Below are 20,126 nucleotides of genomic sequence, written 5' to 3'. Positions count from 1 at the left end.
TAGCGGCTTGAAACCGCGACGTTGGAAACCCAAATCTAGGAACTGAAAAATGGCTGATCTGAAAAAACTCGCCGAAGAAATCGTGGGTCTGACCCTCCTGGAAGCCCAGGAACTGAAAACCATCCTGAAAGACGAATACGGCATCGAGCCCGCCGCTGGTGGCGCTGTCATGATGGCCGGTCCGGCTGCTGGTGGCGAAGAAGCTGCTGAAGAGAAAGACGAATTTGACGTCGTTCTCGTCGAAGCTGGCGCTCAGAAGATCAACGTGATCAAAGAAGTCCGCGGCATCACCGGCCTGGGCCTGAAAGAAGCCAAAGAGCTCGTTGAAGCTGGCGGCAAGGTCAAGGAAGGCGCTGCGAAAGCGGAAGCCGAAGAGATCAAGAAAAAGCTCGAAGACGCTGGCGCGAAAATCGAGCTCAAGTAAGCGAGCCGGATGCGACTGCATCCGATCTGAAAAAGAGGCTGGGTCCGGGGTTTTCCCGGGCCCAGCCGAACCTGTCTCGGAGAGGGCTTTGCCCGTTTGAAGCTTTCTCCAAGGCGGTGTTCGCGGTTCGGGAGCCTTTCGGTGGGACGAAAGGCAGGTATGGAACCGCCCCCCCTTCATTCGCCTTGCGGCGTGCAATGGGCCCCGACATTGCATGTGCCGCGAAGAGACGAAAGGTCACGCAGAGCATGGCTCAAGCTTACGTTGGTCAGAAACGCATCCGTCGCTATTACGGCAAAATCCACGAAGTCCTCGAAATGCCGAACCTCATCGAGGTTCAGAAATCCTCCTACGATCTGTTCCTTCGCTCCGGCGAAGTCGATCAGCCCACCGATGGCGAGGGTATCCAGGGCGTTTTCCAGTCGGTCTTCCCGATCAAGGATTTCAACGACAACGCCATCCTGGAGTTCGTGAAATACGAACTCGAAAAACCGAAATACGATGTCGACGAGTGCCAGGCTCGCGACATGACCTATTCGGCGCCGCTGAAGGTGACCCTGCGCCTCATCGTGTTCGATGTGGACGAGGAAACCGGCGCGCGTTCGGTCAAGGACATCAAGGAACAAGACGTGTTCATGGGGGATATGCCCCTCATGACCAAGAACGGTACGTTCATCGTGAACGGCACCGAGCGGGTCATCGTGAGCCAGATGCACCGCTCGCCGGGCGTGTTCTTCGACCATGACCGCGGCAAGACCCACTCCTCGGGCAAGCTGCTCTTCGCCTGCCGCATCATTCCCTATCGCGGCTCGTGGCTGGACTTCGAATTCGACGCCAAGGACCTCGTCTTCGCACGTATCGACCGTCGTCGGAAACTGCCGGTGACCACGCTGCTCTATGCGCTGGGTCTCGATCAGGAAGGCATCATGGATGCCTATTACGACACCGTCACCTACACCGCGAAGGGCAAGTCGGGCTGGGTCACCAAGTTCTTCCCCGACCGCGTGCGCGGCACCCGTCCGACCTTCGACCTCGTCGATGCGGCGTCGGGCGAAGTGATCCTGAAAGCGGGCGAGAAAGCGACCCCGCGCATGGTCAAGAAATGGCGTGACGACAACTCGGTTCCCGAGCTGCTCGTTCCGTTCGACCACATCATGGGCCGCTTCTGCGCCAAGGATATCGTCAACGACGAAACCGGCTTCATCTACATCGAAGCGGGCGACGAGCTGACGGCGGAATACGACAAGAACGGTGAGCTCTCGGGCGGTTCGATCAAGACCCTGATCGACAACGGCATCACCGAGATCCCGGTGCTCGACATCGATAACGTCAATGTCGGTCCCTACATCCGTAACACCATGGCGTCGGACAAGAACATGAACCGCGAAACCGCGCTCATGGATATCTACCGCGTCATGCGCCCGGGCGAGCCGCCGACCGTCGAGGCCGCGGACACCCTGTTCAACAGCCTGTTCTTCGACTCCGAGCGCTACGACCTTTCGGCCGTGGGCCGCGTGAAGATGAACATGCGTCTCGACCTCGATGCGCCGGACACCCAGCGCACGCTGCGCAAAGAGGACATCATCGCCTGCATCAAGGGCCTGGTGGAACTGCGCGATGGCAAGGGCGAGATCGACGACATCGACCACCTCGGCAACCGCCGTGTGCGTTCGGTCGGCGAACTGATGGAAAACCAGTATCGCGTCGGCCTGCTGCGCATGGAGCGCGCCATCAAGGAGCGTATGTCCTCGGTCGAGATCGACACGGTCATGCCGCAGGATCTGATCAACGCGAAACCGGCCGCGGCTGCGGTGCGCGAATTCTTCGGCTCCTCGCAGCTGTCGCAGTTCATGGACCAGACCAACCCGCTGTCGGAAGTCACGCACAAGCGTCGTCTCTCGGCGCTCGGCCCGGGCGGTCTGACCCGTGAGCGTGCCGGCTTCGAGGTGCGCGACGTTCACCCGACCCACTACGGTCGGATGTGTCCGATTGAGACGCCGGAAGGTCAGAACATCGGTCTGATCAACTCGCTGGCCACTTTCGCCCGCGTGAACAAGTACGGCTTCATCGAAACCCCGTATCGCAAGGTCAATGACGGTCAGGTCACCGACGAGGTGGTCTACATGTCGGCGACCGAGGAAATGCGTCACACCGTGGCGCAGGCGAACGCGACGCTCGATGAGAACGGCAAGTTCATCAACGATCTCGTCTCGACCCGCCAGTCGGGGGAATACGCGCTCAACCCGCCGGAAACGGTGGACCTGATCGACGTGTCGCCGAAGCAGCTGGTCTCGGTCGGTGCGGCGCTCATTCCGTTCCTCGAAAACGACGACGCGAACCGCGCTCTGATGGGTGCGAACATGCAACGTCAGGCCGTGCCGCTGCTGCGCTCGGAATCGCCCTATGTCGGTACCGGCATGGAAGCGACCGTCGCACGCGACTCCGGTGCTGCGATCATGGCGAACCGCGGCGGCATCATCGACCAGGTCGATGCGCAGCGTATCGTTATCCGCGTGACCGACGATCTCGAAGCGGGCGACGTGGGCGTGGACATCTACCGTCTGCGCAAGTTCAAGCGTTCGAACCAGTCCTCGACCATCAACCAGCGTCCGATCGTGAAAGTGGGCGACCGGGTGGTGAAGGGGCAGATCGTCGCTGACGGTCCGTCGACCGACATGGGCGAACTGGCTATCGGCCGTAACGTGGTCGTCGCCTTCATGCCGTGGAACGGCTACAACTACGAAGACTCGATCCTGATCTCCGAGCGGATCCACCGCGACGACGTGTTCACCTCGATCCATATCGACGAATACGAAGTGGCGGCCCGCGACACCAAGCTCGGCCCGGAAGAGATCACCCGCGACATCCCGAATGTCGGCGAGGAAGCCCTGCGCAACCTCGACGAAGCCGGGATCGTCTATATCGGCGCCGAAGTGGGGCCGGGTGACATCCTCGTCGGTAAGATCACGCCGAAGGGCGAAAGCCCGATGACGCCGGAAGAGAAACTCCTCCGCGCCATCTTCGGCGAGAAGGCATCGGACGTGCGAGACACCTCGCTGCGTCTGCCGCCGGGGGCTTACGGCACGATCGTGGAAGTCCGCGTCTTCAACCGTCACGGCGTCGACAAGGACGAGCGTGCGCTGCAGATCGAGCGTGAGGAAGTCGAGCGTCTGGCCCGTGACCGGGACGACGAGCTCGCCATTCTCGAGCGCAACATCTACGCGCGTCTCAAGACCCTGATCACCGGCAAGACCGCCGTGAAGGGGCCGAAAGGCGTCAAGGCTGGCTCGACCATCGACGAAGAACTGCTGGGCACCCTGTCGAAGGGCCAGTGGTGGCAGCTCGCGCTCGAAGACGAGGGCGACGCGAAGGAAGTCGAAGCCCTCAACGACCAGTTCGAGGCGCAGAAGCGCGCGCTCGACCTGCGCTTTGAGGACAAGGTCGAGAAGGTCCGTCAGGGCGACGATCTGCCTCCGGGCGTGATGAAGATGGTCAAGGTCTTTGTGGCTGTGAAGCGCAAGCTTCAGGCTGGCGACAAGATGGCTGGCCGTCACGGCAACAAGGGCGTCGTGTCGAAAGTCGTTCCGATGGAAGACATGCCGTTCCTCGCCGATGGCACCCCTGTCGATCTCGTGCTGAACCCGCTGGGCGTGCCGTCGCGCATGAACGTCGGTCAGATTCTCGAGACGCACATGGGCTGGGCTTCGCGCGGTCTGGGGAACCAGATCGACGAGGCGCTGAAAGCCTATCGTCGTAACGGCGACCTGACCCCGGTTCGCGAGGCGATGAAGATCGGCTATGGCGACGAGACCTACGGTGAGATCATCGAAGGTATGGATGACGAGGCGTTCATCGAGAGCGCCGAAGCCGTCCGCACCGGCGTTCCGATCGCGACCCCGGTCTTCGACGGTGCCAAAGAGGCCGACATCAACGACGCGCTCAAACGTGCGGGCTTCAACGAATCCGGTCAGTCGATCGTGTTCGATGGCCGCACCGGCGAGCAGTTCGCGCGTCAGGTCACGGTGGGTGTGAAGTACTTCCTGAAGCTTCACCACCTCGTCGATGACAAGATGCACGCCCGTTCGACCGGTCCGTACTCGCTCGTCACGCAGCAGCCGCTGGGTGGTAAGGCGCAGTTCGGTGGTCAGCGTCTCGGGGAGATGGAGGTCTGGGCTCTGGAAGCTTACGGCGCCGCCTACACCCTGCAGGAGATGCTGACGGTGAAGTCGGATGACGTGGCAGGCCGGACGAAGGTCTACGAGTCGATCGTCAAGGGCGAGGACAACTTCGAAGCCGGCGTGCCGGAATCGTTCAACGTTCTCGTCAAAGAGGTCCGGGGCCTCGGCCTCAACATGGAACTCCTGGACGCGGAGGATGACGAGTGAGGGCTTCGGCCCTCCTCTAAGCCCTTCCGCCCTCATTCAAGGATTTACAGATGAACCAGGAACTGACCCAAAACCCGTTCAACCCGCTCGCGCAGCCGAAGGCGTTCGACGAGATCAAGATCTCGCTCGCCTCGCCGGAGCGGATCCTGAGCTGGTCCTTCGGTGAAATCAAAAAGCCGGAAACCATCAACTACCGTACGTTCAAGCCCGAGCGTGACGGCCTGTTCTGCGCACGCATCTTTGGCCCGATCAAGGACTACGAATGCCTGTGCGGCAAATATAAGCGCATGAAGTATCGCGGCGTCGTCTGCGAGAAGTGCGGCGTCGAAGTCACCCTCCAGAAAGTGCGCCGCGAGCGTATGGGCCACATCGAATTGGCCTCGCCCGTCGCTCACATCTGGTTCCTCAAGTCGCTGCCCTCGCGCATCGGCCTGATGCTCGACATGACGCTGCGCGACCTCGAGCGTATCCTCTACTTCGAAAACTTCGTGGTGATCGAGCCGGGTCTGACCGACCTGCAATACGGTCAGCTGATGTCCGAAGAAGAGTATCTCGACGCGCAGGACACCTACGGCGCGGATGCCTTCACCGCCAATATCGGCGCGGAAGCTATCCGTGAAATGCTTGCTGGCATCGATCTCGAAGCCACCGCCGAGCAGCTCCGCGAAGAGCTGAAGGAAGCCACGGGCGAACTGAAGCCGAAGAAGATCATCAAGCGTCTGAAGATCGTCGAGTCGTTCCTCGAGTCGGGCAACCGTCCCGAGTGGATGGTGCTGACCGTGCTTCCGGTGATCCCGCCGGAACTGCGCCCGCTCGTCCCGCTCGATGGTGGCCGTTTCGCGACTTCGGATCTCAACGACCTCTATCGTCGTGTGATCAACCGGAACAACCGTCTGAAGCGTCTGATCGAACTGCGTGCGCCCGACATCATCGTGCGCAACGAAAAGCGGATGCTGCAGGAATCGGTCGATGCGCTGTTCGACAACGGCCGTCGCGGCCGCGTCATCACGGGCACCAACAAGCGCCCGCTGAAGTCGCTCTCGGACATGCTGAAAGGTAAGCAGGGTCGCTTCCGTCAGAACCTTCTGGGTAAGCGCGTCGACTTTTCGGGTCGTTCGGTCATCGTGACCGGCCCGGAACTCAAGCTGCACCAGTGCGGTCTGCCGAAGAAGATGGCGCTCGAACTGTTCAAGCCCTTCATCTACTCGCGCCTCGAGGCCAAAGGCCTGTCGAGCACCGTGAAGCAGGCGAAGAAGCTGGTCGAGAAAGAGCGTCCCGAGGTGTGGGATATCCTCGACGAGGTCATCCGCGAGCACCCGGTTCTGCTGAACCGTGCGCCGACGCTGCACCGTTTGGGTATCCAGGCGTTCGAACCGATGCTGATCGAAGGCAAGGCGATCCAGCTGCACCCGCTCGTCTGCTCGGCGTTCAACGCCGACTTCGACGGTGACCAGATGGCCGTCCACGTTCCGCTCTCGCTGGAAGCCCAGCTGGAAGCGCGCGTGCTGATGATGTCGACGAACAACGTTCTGTCGCCCGCCAACGGCGCGCCGATCATCGTTCCTTCGCAGGATATGATTCTGGGTCTCTACTACGTGACCATGGAACGCGAAGGCATGAAGGGCGAAGGCATGTCCTTCTCCTCGGTCGAGGAAGTGGAGCACGCGCTCAACTCGGGCGAAGTGCATCTGCACGCCAAGATCACCGCGCGGATCAAGCAGATCGACGAAACCGGCAACGAGGTCTACGAGCGTTTCGAGACCACGCCCGGCCGTGTGCGCCTCGGCGCGCTGCTGCCGCTGAACGCGAAAGCGCCGTTCGAACTGGTGAACCGTCTTCTGCGTAAGAAAGACGTGCAGAACACGATCGACACCGTCTACCGTTATTGCGGTCAGAAAGAGTCGGTCATCTTCTGTGACCAGATCATGGGCATGGGCTTCAAGGAAGCGTTCAAGGCGGGCATCTCGTTCGGCAAGGACGACATGGTGATCCCGGATAACAAGTGGGACATCGTCGAAACCGTCCGCGACCAGGTCAAGGACTTCGAACAGCAATACATGGACGGTCTGATCACCCAGGGTGAGAAGTACAACAAGGTCGTCGATGCATGGTCGAAGTGTAACGACAAGGTCACCGACGCGATGATGAACACCATCTCCGCGCCGAAATACGACGAGAACGGTGCCGAGCAGGAACCGAACTCGGTCTACATGATGGCCCACTCGGGTGCTCGTGGCTCGGTGACGCAGATGAAGCAGCTGGGCGGTATGCGTGGCCTCATGGCCAAGCCGAACGGCGAGATCATCGAGACGCCGATCATCTCGAACTTCAAGGAAGGTCTGACCGTTCTTGAATACTTCAACTCGACCCACGGCGCCCGTAAGGGTCTGTCGGATACCGCACTGAAGACGGCGAACTCGGGTTACCTGACCCGTCGTCTGGTGGACGTCGCTCAGGACTGCATCGTGCGCACGCATGATTGCGGCACCGACCGCGCGATCACCGCGTCTGCGGCTGTGAATGACGGCGAAATCGTCGCTCCGATCTCGGAGCGCGTGCTGGGCCGTGTCGCAGCGGACGACGTGACGGTTCCGGGCGAGGACGAGGTGATCGTCCGCGCCGGCGAGCTGATCGACGAGCGCAAGGCCGACGCGATCGAGCAGGCGGGCGTGCAATCCGTCCGTATCCGCTCGGCGCTGACCTGTGAGGCCGAAGAGGGCGTTTGCGCGCTCTGCTACGGTCGTGACCTCGCACGTGGTACGCTGGTGAACCAGGGCGAAGCGGTGGGCATCATCGCCGCTCAGTCGATCGGTGAACCGGGTACGCAGCTGACGATGCGGACCTTCCACTTGGGCGGTGTTGCTCAGGGTGGCTCGCAGTCGTTCCTCGAGGCCAGCCAGGAAGGTAAGATCGAGTTCCGTAACGCCAACATCATCCTCAACGAGATGGGCGAGCAGATCGTCATGGGCCGGAACATGCAGCTCGTGATCGTGAACGATCAGGGTGACGAGCTTGCCTCGCACAAGATCGGCTACGGCACCAAGGTCTTCGTGAAGGATGGCGAGGCCGTCGGTCGCGGCGACAAGCTGATCGAATGGGATCCCTACACCCTGCCGATCATCGCCGAGAAGCCCGGTAAGGTTCGCTTCGTCGACCTGATCTCGGGTATCTCCGTGCGCGAGGATACCGACGATGCGACCGGCATGACCCAGAAGATCGTGTCCGACTGGCGCGCTGCGCCCAAGGGCAACGAGCTGAAGCCGGAAGTTCTGATCCTCGGCGAGGATGGCGAGCCGGTCCGCAACGAAGCGGGCAACCCGGTGACCTATACCATGTCGGTGGACGCGATCCTCTCGGTGGAAGACGGTCAGGACGTGAAAGCGGGCGACGTTGTCGCACGTATTCCGCGCGAAGGCGCGAAGACGAAGGACATCACCGGCGGTCTGCCGCGTGTGGCCGAACTCTTCGAAGCACGTCGTCCGAAGGATCACGCGATCATCGCCGAAATCGATGGCTATGTGCGCTTCGGCAAGGACTACAAGAACAAGCGTCGGATCGCGATCGATCCGCGTGACGATGGTCTGGAGCCGGCAGAGTACATGGTGCCGAAAGGCAAGCACATCCCGGTGCAGGAAGGCGACTTCGTGCAGAAGGGTGACTACATCATGGACGGCAACCCGGCGCCGCATGACATCCTGCGCATCATGGGGATCGAGGCTCTGGCCGACTACCTCATCAACGAGGTGCAGGACGTCTATCGACTGCAGGGCGTGAAGATCAACGACAAGCACATCGAGGTGATCGTTCGCCAGATGCTGCAGAAGATCGAGATCCTCGATTCCGGCGATACGACGCTCCTGAAAGGCGAGAATGTCGACAAGGCAGAGTTCGACGAGGAGAACGACAAGGTTGCAGCCCGTGGTGGGCGTCCGGCGCATGGCGAACCCGTGCTGCTCGGCATCACCAAGGCCTCGCTGCAGACCCGGTCCTTCATCTCGGCGGCCTCCTTCCAGGAGACGACCCGCGTTCTCACCGAGGCTTCGGTGCAGGGCAAGCGCGACAAGCTCGTGGGCCTCAAGGAGAACGTCATCGTCGGCCGTCTGATCCCGGCGGGTACCGGTGGCGCGACCACCAAGGTCCGCAAGATCGCGACCGAGCGTGACTCCAAGGTCATCCAGCAGCGTCAGGCCGAGGCGGAAGCCGCGGCAGCGCTGGCGGCTCCGGCCGAGGCAGAGGCCGATTTCGGTCCGGTCGAGACGCCGGAAAGCCGCGATTGATCCACCTCCGGTTGGAGACGATCTGAAACATCCCCCCGCGCGAGAGATCGCGCGGGGGTTTTTCTTTGCGCGAACCCGATCTCTGGGGCAGGGTAACGTCGAAAAGGCGAGAGCCTGTTTGCCGGAGGAGGGACCCCGATGATCCGCTTTGTCACCCCGTTCGCGCTGAGCGCGCTGATCGCCATGCCTGCCTTTGCGGGCGCCTATCAGGATGCGGAGGCGCAGCTGCGCAAGGCCTATGGCGACTACCGCGCGGCGCTGTTCCTGTCGAACCAGGGCAAGCAGCCGGAGACCAAGGCAGCGCTCGATCGCTTCGTCGGCGAGTGGCAGACGCTGTCCGACGCCTGGACCGCCGAGCCGCCGCCGCAATATGCCGATGACGCGGTTCTCGGCGCGACCTTCGACAAGGTCAGCGAGCTTGCGGCCAAGGCCGAGGAAGAGGTGGCTGCCGGGAACCTGCCCGAGGCGCATGAGACCCTCGAAGGCGTGCGCGAGAGCATCGGCGATCTGCATATCCGCAATGGCGTCGTGGGCTTCTCGGATCGGATGAACGCCTATCACGCGGAGATGGAAGAGGTGCTCGCGCGCGATTACGCGGGTATGGGCGGCGAAGGTGCGCGCCAGTTGATCGCGGATGCCTCGCTGCTGAGCTACCTCGCGGCGCAGATCGTCAAGCATCCCGCGCCGGAAGCCGAGACCGACATGGGGTATCAAAAGCTCGTGGACGGCTTCGCGGTCTCTGTCGCGTTCTTCTATGACGCGGCGATGGCGGGCGACATGGAACGTGCAATTGAGATGCGAAACGCCCTCAAGCCGAGCTATTCGAAGCTTTTCGCGAAATTCGGCTGATCCGCCACAGGGACGCGGCTGCTCCGGGATGATCCGTTTACAAGACCGGGTGGCGGGTCTAATAGAGCCGCACCTTCGGCGCCATCCCGGCCCAGCGACAAGAGAGTTCCGGCACCCATGCCCGAGATTTCAATCGTGATCCCCGCGAAGAATGAAGCGCCGAACATCGCGGGGCTTCTCGACGAGATCGACGCCGCCTGCGCGCCGGTCTGCGATTACGAGGTGATCGTAGTCGATGACGGCTCGGATGACGGGATGGACCAGATCCTGCGCGAGCGGATGAAGACCCACCCGAACCTGCGCCTGCTGCAGCACAAGAATGCCGCCGGTCAGCGGGCTTCGGGCGGTCAAAGCGCGGGCGTCCATTCGGGCGTTCGGGCCGCGAAGGGCAGCATCATCTGCACGCTGGACGGCGACGGTCAGAACCCGCCCTCCGAGCTTCCCGCCCTGATGGCGCCGCTGCGCGCGGCGAATTCCGAGAAGATCGGGCTGGTCGCAGGTCAACGCGTCGGGCGGCAGGACACGATGTCCAAGAAGCTGGCCTCGAAGGCGGCGAACAAGATCCGCGGCGCGATCCTCAAGGATGGCACCCGCGACACCGGCTGCGGCCTCAAAGCCTTCCGGCGCGAGGCGTTCCTCGCGCTGCCCTATTTCGACCATATGCACCGCTACCTCCCCGCGCTGTTCTCGCGCGACGGGTGGCAGGTGGCCCATGTCGACGTCGCTCACCGCTCGCGCGGCGGCGGCAGCTCGAATTACAACAATCTGCAGCGCGGTCTCGTCGGCATCGTCGACCTGATGGGCGTCGCGTGGCTTCTCCGTCGGCGCAAGAAAGCGCAGCCCGGCGAAGTGATGCGCGAGGAGTGACGCCTATGGACTGGCTGATGGGTGTGCTTCACGCGGACAGCGTTCTCGAGCTGTGGTGGGTCCTCTTCGGCCTGCTCGCGCAGCTCATGTTCACGGGGCGGTTTCTCGTCCAGTGGATCGCGTCCGAGCGCAAAGGCGAATCCGTGGTGCCGGTCGCATTCTGGTATTTCTCGCTCGCCGGCGGCGTGATGCTGCTGACCTATGCGCTCTATCGCAAAGATCCGGTCTTCGTTCTCGGCCAGTCGCTCGGCGTGTTCATCTACGGGCGCAATCTGTGGCTGATCCATGCCAAGCGTAAACGCGAAGCTTGAACGCAGGGGCGATCGGGACGGCTGGCTCGTCCCGGCCCTGATCGTCGTCGCCGCAGTCACCGCGCTGCGGCTGGTACTTCTGGCGTTCAACAAGACCGATCTCTTCGTCGATGAGGCGCAATACTGGCTCTGGGGCCAGCATCTCGATTTCGGCTATTACTCGAAACCGCCGCTGATCGGCTGGCTGCTGCGGGCGGTGACCGATCTGGCGGGCTCGGACGCGCCGTCTTGGGTGCGGATGCCGGGCGCTGTGTTGCACGGTATCACGGCGCTGGTGCTCGGCGCCCTGGGCGCGCGGATCGCGGGGCGTTCGGTCGCGATCTGGTCGGCGGCGATCTATGTCACGCTGCCCTTCGTTGCGGTCGGCTCGGTGCTGATCTCGACCGATACCGTTATGGCGCCGTTCTACGCGCTGAGCCTGTTGTTCCTGCATCGCACTGGCGAGAGCCGCCGCTGGTCGGACGCGCTGGCCGCGGGCGTGGCGGCGGGGCTGGCCTTCATGGCGAAATACGCCGCGATCTACCTGATCCCCGGCCTGGCGCTGGCAGCCCTTGTTGCGCCGGCGTGGCGGATCGGCTGGCGTAATATGGTGATCGCGACGCTGGCTTTCGGGCTGGTGATCGCGCCAAACGTGGTCTGGAACCTGAATAACGGGCTGACGACCGTCTCGCATACGATGGACAATGTCGGTTGGGTCCGCGAAGGGGCCGCGCTGAATTTCGGCTCGATGGTGGAGTTCGTCGCCTCGCAATTCGCGGTCTTCGGGCCGGTGACCATGGTGGCGCTGTTGATCGGTTACGCGAGCTGGGGCGATCCGGACAAGCGCGGGCTGGCGATGCTCTCGGTGCCGCCGCTGGTCGCGGTGACGATCGAGGCGCTGCTCGACCGGGCCTATGCCAACTGGGCGGTCGCCGCCTATTTCGCAGGGACCGTTTTGGCGGTGATGGTGCTGCGCGGCATCTGGCGCTGGATCGCGCTCCTGATCAACGGGCTGATCGCGCTGTCGATCCCGCTGCTGACCGTCCTCGCGCCGTATCCGCAGAAGGATGGCGCGCCGCTTCTGAAGCGGTGGCTGGGGCAGGCCGATCTGAGCCGCCAGATCCTGACGCTCGCGAAAGAGGCCGACGTGCCGGTCTACACGGGCAATCGCGCGATCCTGGCCGATCTGTTCTATACCGGGCAGGATTCGGGCGTGACCGTCTTTGCTCCGAACCCCAAGCAGCGCGCCGACAGCTATTACGAGCAGATGTGGCCCTTGCCACAGGACTATAATGGTCGTTTGCTGGTGATCGCCAATAGCGCGCCCGATTGCGGCAGCGGTCCGGTTTCCCCCGAGGCGCAGCTCGACGCGACCGGGACTTGGGCAGGCAAAGGCTATGCGGCTTATCTGGTGGAGGCGCGCTGTGTCCGTTCCGAAAATTGACATGATCTTCGCGGGCCGCTTGTTGCTGGCGGCGTGGATCGGGGGCTTCCTGCTGTTCCGCTTCGTGCCGGAGCTCGACCTCGGCGTCGCCGGGCTGTTCTACCGGGCAGGGGAGGGGTTCTCGGTGATCACCAATCCGCTCTGGGAATGGCTGCGCCAGCGGATCTGGGATGTCTCGATCGTGCTGTTCCTCGTCTCGCTCGTGGTCTGGCCGTGGGCGGGGCTGCGTCATCGCACGGTGCTGCGCCTGCCCGCGCGGATCTGGGCCTTCATCTGCCTGCTCTACCTGCTCGGCCCGATCGTGGTCGTGAACGGGGTTCTGAAGGCCAATTCGGGGCGCGCGCGCCCGGCAGATGTCGATCTCTTTGGCGGCGCGCATCATTTCAGCCTCGCGGGGACCTTCACCGATCAATGCTCGCGGAACTGCTCGTTCGTGTCGGGCGAGGTGGCGGCGGCGGTGGCGCTGGGGTTGCTGATCTGGCTCGGCGCGGAGCTGTCGCGGCTGCGCCTGCCGCGCTGGGGCTTGCTCTATCTGCGGGCCATCGGCGTCTTCGTCGCGGTCTTCATCATCGTGCAGCGAGTCGGTACCGGGCGGCACTTCCTGTCGGATACCTATTTCGCCGGATTGGTGAGCCTTACGGTGGCCTGGCTCCTCTGGGGGATCCTGTTTGCGGGGTGGGGCGCGCAGCTCCTCGCACGGACCCGCCGCGAGAGTTGACAACCCACACGACTCCCCCTATACGCCGCGCTACCTGACGGGCGAAGTCTGCCCGAAGGGTCGCCGATTTCTAGTGGTCATGATCCGGGCCTTCGCCCCGATCCTCTGGAATTCAACGCATTCGCCGCGGTCCTCGGGCCGGGGAGGAATGCGATTTGGCGTTTTCGCGAATCCGCGCGGAAACGCGTCGAGAAGTGGCGCCTCCGGAAACGGGGCGAGTATTGACAGCAGAACGGGGAACCGAATGCCGACGATCCAACAGCTGATCCGCAAACCGCGGCAGCCCAAGGTGAAGCGCTCTAAGTCGCAACACCTCCAAGAGTGCCCGCAAAAGCGTGGCGTTTGCACGCGCGTCTACACGACGACGCCGAAGAAACCGAACTCCGCTATGCGTAAGGTCGCCAAGGTGCGCCTGACGAATGGCTTCGAGGTCATCTCCTACATCCCGGGCGAAAAGCACAACCTCCAGGAGCACTCCGTTGTGCTCATCCGTGGCGGCCGTGTGAAAGACCTTCCGGGCGTTCGTTACCACATCCTGCGCGGTGTGCTCGATACGCAAGGTGTTAAAGACCGTCGTCAACGCCGTTCGAAATACGGCGCGAAGCGTCCGAAGTAAGGAGATCTCGAGATGTCTCGTCGTCACGCCGCTGAAAAGCGCGAAGTCCTGCCCGACGCCAAATATGGCGATCGCGTGCTGACCAAATTCATGAACAACCTGATGATCGACGGCAAGAAGTCCGCCGCCGAGAAAATCGTCTACAACGCGCTCAACCGCGTTGAGGGCAAGCTCAAGCGTGAGCCCATCGAGGTGTTCCACGAAGCCCTCGACAACGTGAAGCCTTCGGTCGAAGTGCGTTCGCGTCGTGTGGGTGGTGCCACCTACCAGGTTCCGGTCGAAGTGCGCCCGACCCGCCGCGAAGCGCTGGCCATCCGCTGGCTCATCGCTGCCGCCAAGTCCCGCAACGAGAACACCATGGAAGAGCGCCTCGCTGGCGAGCTTCTGGATGCGGTGAACTCGCGTGGTTCCGCGGTCAAGAAGCGCGAAGACACCCACAAGATGGCCGACGCGAACAAAGCGTTCAGCCATTATCGCTGGTAATAACGGAAGGACGCCACAATGGCTCGCGAATATCCCCTACAGCGTTATCGCAACTTCGGGATCATGGCGCATATCGACGCTGGTAAAACCACGACGACCGAGCGCATCCTGTTCTACACCGGCAAGTCGCACAAGATCGGCGAAGTGCACGACGGTGCTGCTACCATGGACTGGATGGAGCAAGAGGCCGAGCGCGGCATCACCATCACCTCGGCAGCTACCACGACTTTCTGGCAGTGGCAGGAAGATCCGACCGCCGAAGGTACGGATGATACCAAGTTCCGTATGAACATCATCGACACCCCCGGCCACGTCGACTTCACCATCGAGGTGGAGCGTTCGCTGGCCGTGCTCGACGGCGCTGTTGCGCTGCTCGACGGGAACGCCGGTGTTGAGCCGCAGACCGAGACCGTGTGGCGTCAGGCTGACCGCTACAAGGTTCCGCGCCTCGTCTTCGTCAACAAGATGGACAAGATCGGCGCGGACTTCTTCAACTGCGTGAAGATGATCAAAGACCGCACCGGTGCGACCCCGGTTCCGGTGAACTTCCCGATCGGTGCCGAAGATCAACTCGAAGGCATCGTCGACCTGGTCACCATGGAAGAGTGGGTCTGGAAAGGCGAAGATCTGGGCGCTGCCTGGGTGCGTCAGCCGATCCGTGACGATCTGAAGGCGACTGCGGACGAATGGCGTTCGCACCTCATCGAGAACGCCGTCGAGCAAGACGACGACGCGATGATGGCCTATCTCGAAGGTGAAGAGCCCGATATCGCAACGCTGCGCAGCCTGATCCGTAAGGGCACGCTGTCGCTGTCCTTCGTTCCGGTTCTGGGTGGTTCGGCCTTCAAGAACAAGGGTGTCCAGCCGCTGCTCAACGCCGTGGTCGACTTCCTGCCCTCGCCGCTCGACGTGCCCGCCTACATGGGCTTCTCGCCGGACGACGAGACGGAAACCCGGAACATCGCGCGTCACGCCGATGACGAAGAGCCGCTCTCGGGTCTCGCGTTCAAGATCATGAACGACCCCTTCGTGGGCTCGCTCACCTTCACGCGCCTCTACTCGGGCACGATGAAGAAGGGCGACTCGATCCTGAACGCGACCAAAGGTCGTAAAGAGCGCATCGGTCGTATGATGATGATGCACTCGAACAACCGGACCGAGATCGAAGAAGCATATGCGGGCGACATCATCGCGCTGGCCGGTCTGAAAGAGACCACCACCGGTGACACGCTGTGCGACCCGAACAACCAAGTCGTTCTCGAAACGATGACCTTCCCCGATCCGGTGATCGAGATCGCCGTGGAGCCGAAGTCGAAAGCCGACCAGGAGAAGATGGGCCTCGCCCTTCAGCGCCTGGCAGCCGAAGACCCGTCCTTCCGCGTCGAGACCGACCTCGAGTCGGGTCAGACCATCATGAAGGGCATGGGCGAACTTCACCTCGACATCCTGGTCGACCGCATGAAGCGCGAGTTCAAGGTTGAGGCGAATATCGGTGCTCCGCAGGTGGCCTATCGCGAGACGATCAGCCACGCGACCGAGATCGACTACACGCACAAGAAGCAGACCGGCGGTACCGGTCAGTTCGCGCGCGTCAAGCTCGAGATCACGCCGACCGAGCCGGGCGAAGGTTATTCGTTCGAGAGCCGCATCGTTGGTGGTGCTGTTCCGAAGGAATACATCCCGGGCGTCGAAAAGGGCATCAAGTCGGTCATGGACTCCGGTCCGCTGGCAGGCTTCCCGGTGATCGACTTCAAGGTTGCGCTGGTTGACGGTGCTTTCCACGACGTCGACTCCTCGGTGCTCGCCTTCGAAATCGCTTCGCGTGCCGCGATGCGTGAAGGTCTGCGCAAGGCTGGCGCGAAGCTGCTCGAGCCGATGATGAAAGTCGAAGTGGTGACCCCGGAAGAATACACCGGTGGCATCATTGGCGACCTGACCTCGCGTCGGGGCCAGGTGCAAGGTCAGGACACCCGCGGCAACGCGGTCGTCGTGAACGCCTTCGTGCCGCTCGCCAACATGTTCGGCTACATCAACAACCTGCGTTCGATGTCCTCGGGTCGTGCGGTCTTCACGATGCTCTTCAGCCATTACGAAGCCGTGCCGCAGAACATCTCGGACGAGATCCAGAAGAAATACGCGTAAGGGACGTGCGCCGGGGCAACCCGGCGCCTTTCCAATCCAACGCACTGACAGGAGGCCATCATGGCAAAGGAAAAGTTTGAACGTAACAAACCGCACGTCAACATCGGCACGATTGGCCACGTTGACCACGGCAAGACGACGCTGACGGCTGCGATCACGAAGTATTTCGGTGATTTCCGCGCGTATGACCAGATCGACGGCGCGCCGGAAGAGAAAGCCCGCGGCATCACGATCTCGACCGCGCACGTGGAGTACGAGACCGAGTCGCGTCACTACGCGCACGTCGACTGCCCCGGCCACGCCGACTACGTGAAGAACATGATCACGGGTGCCGCGCAGATGGACGGCGCGATCCTGGTTGTGAACGCAGCTGACGGCCCGATGCCGCAGACCCGCGAGCACATCCTGCTCGGCCGTCAGGTCGGCATCCCGGCGATGGTCGTGTACCTGAACAAGGTTGACCAGGTCGACGACGAAGAGCTGCTGGAGCTCGTGGAAATGGAAGTTCGCGAACTTCTGTCGTCCTACGACTTCCCCGGCGACGATATCCCGATCGTCAAGGGTTCGGCTCTGGCCGCGATGGAAGGCCGTGACCCGGAAATCGGCGAGAACTCGATCCGCGCGCTGATGGAAGCTGTCGACAGCTACATCCCGACGCCGGAGCGCGCCGTGGACCAGCCCTTCCTGATGCCGATCGAAGACGTGTTCTCGATCTCGGGCCGTGGTACGGTTGTGACCGGCCGCGTCGAGCGTGGCGTGATCAACGTCGGCGACGAACTGGAAATCGTGGGTATCCGCGACACCACGAAGACGACCTGCACGGGCGTCGAGATGTTCCGCAAGCTGCTGGACCGTGGTGAAGCTGGCGACAACATCGGCGCGCTGCTGCGCGGTGTGGACCGTGACGGCGTCGAGCGTGGTCAGGTTCTGTGTAAGCCGGGTTCGGTGAAGCCGCACACCAAGTTCGAGGCTGAAGCCTACATCCTCACCAAAGAGGAAGGTGGCCGTCACACCCCGTTCTTCGCGAACTACCGTCCGCAGTTCTACTTCCGCACGACGGACGTGACCGGCACCGTGACGCTGCCCGAGGGCACCGAGATGGTGATGCCGGGCGACAACCTGAAGTTCGAAGTCGAACTGATCGCCCCGATCGCGATGGAAGACGGTCTGCGCTTCGCAATCCGCGAAGGCGGCCGCACCGTCGGCGCCGGCGTCGTCTCCAAAATCATCGCGTGATCGATGGTTTCGGGGCCCTCTCCGGGGCCCCGAAAACGACAGTTGGAAAGAATTTGAATGGTGCGCCGAAAGGCGCGCCATTCGCTCTTGACAGACTCAGGGTGACGCCATAGAGGACGCGCCTGATCTGCCAAGATTTTCAGGTTCGATGCAGGCGCTACATTCGGTGCCGTCTGCCTCTCAACCTTCACGCCATGCGAAGAGGCATGACATATGACCGGCCAAAATATCCGCATCCGGCTCAAGGCGTTCGATTACCGCGTGCTGGACGCCAGCACCCAGGAAATCGTGAACACCGCGAAGCGCACGGGTGCTCAGGTTCGCGGGCCCATCCCGCTCCCGAACAAGATCGAGAAATTCACGGTTCTGCGTGGTCCGCACATCGACAAGAAGTCGCGCGACCAGTGGGAAATCCGGACGCATAAGCGTCTTCTCGACATCGTCGATCCGACCCCCCAGACCGTGGACGCGCTGATGAAGCTCGACCTCGCAGCGGGCGTCGACGTCGAGATCAAGGTGTAAGGAGGGCATTATGCTGCGGACTGGTGTTATCGCCAAGAAGCTGGGCATGACCCGGCTCTTCCTTGAGGACGGCAAGCAGGTTCCTGTGACCGTTCTCCAACTCGACAAGCTTCAGGTGGTGGCTCAGCGCACTTCCGAACTCGACGGCTACACGGCCGTTCAGCTCGGCGCTGGTGAAGCCAAGGCCAAGCGTACGACCGCCGCTCTGCGTGGTCACTTCGCGAAAGCCAATGTCGCCCCGAAGCGCAAAGTCGCGGAATTCCGCGTCGCTGAAGAAAACCTGATCGAAGTGGGCGAGGAAATCACCGCGAACCACTATTTCGAAGGTCAGTTCGTGGATATCGCGGGCACCTCGATCGGTAAGGGTTTCGCCGGTGCTATGAAGCGTCACAACTTCGGTGGTCTGCGCGCCACGCACGGCGTGTCGATCTCGCACCGCTCGCACGGTTCGACCGGTCAGTGTCAGGACCCGGGCAAGGTGTTCAAGGGCAAGAAGATGGCAGGTCACCTCGGTGCCGTGCGCGTCACGACCCAGAACCTTCAGGTCGTCAAGACCGATGCCGACCGTGGCCTGATCATGGTCAAGGGTTCGGTGCCGGGCGCCAAAGGTGGCTGGGTGACGGTCAAGGATGCGGTCAAGAAGCCGCTCTCCGAGAACATCATCTACCCCGCCGCGCTGAAGTCGGCTGCCGAAGCCGCTGCGAAAGCTGCTGAAGAAGCCGCTGCCGCTGCTGCTGCCGAGGCTGAAGCCGAAGCTCAGCGTCTCGCCGAGGAGCAGGCCGCTCAGGAAGCTGCTGCGCTGAAGGAAGCTGAAGAGTCGATCGAAGCCGACAAAGGCGAAGACGGCGGCGAAGCGCCCGAAGGAGACAAGCAATGAAACTCGATGTGATCAAGCTCGACGCCGGCAAAGCCGGTTCGATCGACCTCGCCGACGAGATCTTCGGGCTCGAGCCGCGTGCGGACATCCTGCATCGCGTCGTGCGCTGGCAGCGCGCGAAGGCTCAGCAGGGCACCCACTCGGTTCTCACCCGCTCGGAGGTCAGCTACTCGACCAAGAAGATTTACCGTCAGAAGGGCACCGGTGGCGCACGTCACGGCTCCCGCAAGGCGCCGATCTTCCGCAAGGGTGGTGTCTACAAGGGCCCGACCCCGCGCAGCCACGCTCACGACCTGCCCAAGAAGTTCCGGGCTCTGGGTCTGAAGCACGCGCTGTCGTCGAAAGCCGCTGCTGGCAAACTGATCGTCCTGGAGGACGCGCAGCTCGCCGAAGCCAAGACCAAGCTGCTGGCGAAAGCCGCCAAGGAGCTGGGCTGGAAGAAGGTGCTGGTGATCGACGGGGCCGAGGTGAACGAGAACTTCGCCCAAGCCGCGCGCAACATCGACGGCATCGATGTGCTGCCTTCGATGGGCGCCAACGTGTATGACATCCTCAAGCGTGACACGCTCGTGCTCACGAAGGCGGGTGTCGAAGCTCTGGAGGCTCGTCTGAAATGAGCGCGAAACCCGAACATTACGACGTGATCGTCAAGCCGATCATCACCGAGAAGGCCACCATGGCCTCGGAGAACGGCGCTGTTGTTTTCGAAGTGGCGAAAGACGCTTCGAAGCCGCAGATCAAAGAAGCTGTTGAAACTCTCTTCGGCGTCAAGGTGAAGGCGGTCAACACCACCATCACCAAAGGCAAGACCAAGCGCTTCCGGGGCACCCCCGGCCGTCGCTCGGACTTCAAGAAAGCCTACGTGACGCTGGAAGAAGGCAACACGATCGACGTCACCACCGGCCTGTAATCCGGTAGGACAGAGAAATTGAGAAGGCCCTCGCTGATGCGGGGGCCTTTTCGTTTGCGGTGGTGGGGGAAGGGGCGCTTGCCCCT

Annotated in this window: 16 protein-coding genes; all 16 read left to right on the top strand. The window is 62.2% G+C overall.

Annotation, left to right across the window (positions count from 1 at the left end; genetic code table 11):
• The first annotated feature begins 49 nt into the window (after positions 1-49).
• The 16 genes from rplL to BMI91_RS11020 all read left to right on the top strand — a co-directional run bounded on the left by rplL (position 50) and on the right by BMI91_RS11020 (position 20,040).
• Positions 50-424: a 50S ribosomal protein L7/L12 gene (gene rplL, locus BMI91_RS11095; RefSeq protein ID WP_078521318.1), complete on the top strand. Its 375-nt coding sequence runs from the start codon at positions 50-52 to the stop codon at positions 422-424.
• Between the two features lie 248 nt (positions 425-672).
• A complete protein-coding gene (gene rpoB, locus BMI91_RS11090; RefSeq protein ID WP_078521316.1) occupies positions 673-4,809 on the top strand; it encodes a DNA-directed RNA polymerase subunit beta in 4,137 nt (1,378 codons plus the stop codon).
• 50 nt (positions 4,810-4,859) lie between these two features.
• On the top strand, positions 4,860-9,086 hold the full coding sequence (gene rpoC, locus BMI91_RS11085; protein WP_078571258.1) for a DNA-directed RNA polymerase subunit beta': 4,227 nt from the start codon (positions 4,860-4,862) through the stop codon (positions 9,084-9,086).
• A 138-nt stretch (positions 9,087-9,224) separates the two neighbouring features.
• Positions 9,225-9,935, top strand: a complete 711-nt coding sequence (locus BMI91_RS11080) for a hypothetical protein (RefSeq protein WP_078604942.1) — start codon at positions 9,225-9,227, stop codon at positions 9,933-9,935.
• Between the two features lie 117 nt (positions 9,936-10,052).
• Complete coding sequence (locus BMI91_RS11075; protein ID WP_078604941.1) at positions 10,053-10,802, top strand: glycosyltransferase family 2 protein; 750 nt, start codon at positions 10,053-10,055, stop codon at positions 10,800-10,802.
• Positions 10,803-10,807: 5 nt separating this feature from the next.
• Positions 10,808-11,113, top strand: a complete 306-nt coding sequence (locus BMI91_RS11070) for a lipid-A-disaccharide synthase N-terminal domain-containing protein (protein WP_078604940.1) — start codon at positions 10,808-10,810, stop codon at positions 11,111-11,113.
• On the top strand, positions 11,088-12,536 hold the full coding sequence (locus BMI91_RS11065) for an ArnT family glycosyltransferase (protein WP_078604939.1): 1,449 nt from the start codon (positions 11,088-11,090) through the stop codon (positions 12,534-12,536). The genes BMI91_RS11070 and BMI91_RS11065 overlap by 26 nt, the downstream gene beginning before the upstream one ends.
• Positions 12,517-13,254: a phosphatase PAP2 family protein gene (locus BMI91_RS11060; RefSeq protein WP_158522138.1), complete on the top strand. Its 738-nt coding sequence runs from the start codon at positions 12,517-12,519 to the stop codon at positions 13,252-13,254. Before BMI91_RS11065 ends, BMI91_RS11060 begins: the two co-directional genes overlap by 20 nt.
• A gap of 244 nt (positions 13,255-13,498) precedes the next feature.
• Entirely contained in the window at positions 13,499-13,870 is a 372-nt protein-coding gene (rpsL, locus tag BMI91_RS11055; protein WP_038074720.1) for a 30S ribosomal protein S12, read from the top strand.
• A 12-nt stretch (positions 13,871-13,882) separates the two neighbouring features.
• On the top strand, positions 13,883-14,353 hold the full coding sequence (rpsG, locus tag BMI91_RS11050) for a 30S ribosomal protein S7 (RefSeq protein ID WP_075773836.1): 471 nt from the start codon (positions 13,883-13,885) through the stop codon (positions 14,351-14,353).
• Positions 14,354-14,371: 18 nt separating this feature from the next.
• On the top strand, positions 14,372-16,495 hold the full coding sequence (gene fusA, locus BMI91_RS11045) for an elongation factor G (protein ID WP_078521302.1): 2,124 nt from the start codon (positions 14,372-14,374) through the stop codon (positions 16,493-16,495).
• A 60-nt stretch (positions 16,496-16,555) separates the two neighbouring features.
• The gene (gene tuf / locus BMI91_RS11040) at positions 16,556-17,731 is read left to right on the top strand and encodes an elongation factor Tu (protein WP_078549290.1); all 1,176 of its coding nucleotides are present in this window, start codon (positions 16,556-16,558) and stop codon (positions 17,729-17,731) included.
• Positions 17,732-17,944: 213 nt separating this feature from the next.
• Entirely contained in the window at positions 17,945-18,253 is a 309-nt protein-coding gene (gene rpsJ, locus BMI91_RS11035; protein WP_036639457.1) for a 30S ribosomal protein S10, read from the top strand.
• Between the two features lie 10 nt (positions 18,254-18,263).
• Positions 18,264-19,130: a 50S ribosomal protein L3 gene (gene rplC, locus BMI91_RS11030; protein ID WP_078542383.1), complete on the top strand. Its 867-nt coding sequence runs from the start codon at positions 18,264-18,266 to the stop codon at positions 19,128-19,130.
• On the top strand, positions 19,127-19,747 hold the full coding sequence (gene rplD, locus BMI91_RS11025; RefSeq protein WP_075773839.1) for a 50S ribosomal protein L4: 621 nt from the start codon (positions 19,127-19,129) through the stop codon (positions 19,745-19,747). Before rplC ends, rplD begins: the two co-directional genes overlap by 4 nt.
• The gene (locus BMI91_RS11020) at positions 19,744-20,040 is read left to right on the top strand and encodes a 50S ribosomal protein L23 (protein ID WP_078521296.1); all 297 of its coding nucleotides are present in this window, start codon (positions 19,744-19,746) and stop codon (positions 20,038-20,040) included. The genes rplD and BMI91_RS11020 overlap by 4 nt, the downstream gene beginning before the upstream one ends.
• Positions 20,041-20,126 lie beyond the last annotated feature (86 nt).

It is taken from the genome of Thioclava sediminum, assembly GCF_002020355.1.
In the GTDB taxonomy this organism is placed as follows: domain Bacteria; phylum Pseudomonadota; class Alphaproteobacteria; order Rhodobacterales; family Rhodobacteraceae; genus Thioclava; species Thioclava sediminum.
This window is presented reverse-complemented; position numbering and strand designations above follow the sequence as displayed.

What these genes read in the sequence shown, in the direction of transcription:
- rpsJ (WP_036639457.1), top strand. Translation starts at nt 17,945, where the DNA reads ATGACCGGCCAAAATATCCGCATCCGGCTCAAGGCGTTCGATTACCGC.
- rpoC (WP_078571258.1), top strand. Translation starts at nt 4,860, where the DNA reads ATGAACCAGGAACTGACCCAAAACCCGTTCAACCCGCTCGCGCAGCCG.
- rplL (WP_078521318.1), top strand. Translation starts at nt 50, where the DNA reads ATGGCTGATCTGAAAAAACTCGCCGAAGAAATCGTGGGTCTGACCCTC.
- rplC (WP_078542383.1), top strand. Translation starts at nt 18,264, where the DNA reads ATGCTGCGGACTGGTGTTATCGCCAAGAAGCTGGGCATGACCCGGCTC.
- BMI91_RS11020 (WP_078521296.1), top strand. Translation starts at nt 19,744, where the DNA reads ATGAGCGCGAAACCCGAACATTACGACGTGATCGTCAAGCCGATCATC.
- rpsL (WP_038074720.1), top strand. Translation starts at nt 13,499, where the DNA reads ATGCCGACGATCCAACAGCTGATCCGCAAACCGCGGCAGCCCAAGGTG.
- fusA (WP_078521302.1), top strand. Translation starts at nt 14,372, where the DNA reads ATGGCTCGCGAATATCCCCTACAGCGTTATCGCAACTTCGGGATCATG.
- rpsG (WP_075773836.1), top strand. Translation starts at nt 13,883, where the DNA reads ATGTCTCGTCGTCACGCCGCTGAAAAGCGCGAAGTCCTGCCCGACGCC.
- BMI91_RS11070 (WP_078604940.1), top strand. Translation starts at nt 10,808, where the DNA reads ATGGACTGGCTGATGGGTGTGCTTCACGCGGACAGCGTTCTCGAGCTG.
- BMI91_RS11065 (WP_078604939.1), top strand. Translation starts at nt 11,088, where the DNA reads ATGCCAAGCGTAAACGCGAAGCTTGAACGCAGGGGCGATCGGGACGGC.
- rpoB (WP_078521316.1), top strand. Translation starts at nt 673, where the DNA reads ATGGCTCAAGCTTACGTTGGTCAGAAACGCATCCGTCGCTATTACGGC.
- rplD (WP_075773839.1), top strand. Translation starts at nt 19,127, where the DNA reads ATGAAACTCGATGTGATCAAGCTCGACGCCGGCAAAGCCGGTTCGATC.
- tuf (WP_078549290.1), top strand. Translation starts at nt 16,556, where the DNA reads ATGGCAAAGGAAAAGTTTGAACGTAACAAACCGCACGTCAACATCGGC.
- BMI91_RS11080 (WP_078604942.1), top strand. Translation starts at nt 9,225, where the DNA reads ATGATCCGCTTTGTCACCCCGTTCGCGCTGAGCGCGCTGATCGCCATG.
- BMI91_RS11075 (WP_078604941.1), top strand. Translation starts at nt 10,053, where the DNA reads ATGCCCGAGATTTCAATCGTGATCCCCGCGAAGAATGAAGCGCCGAAC.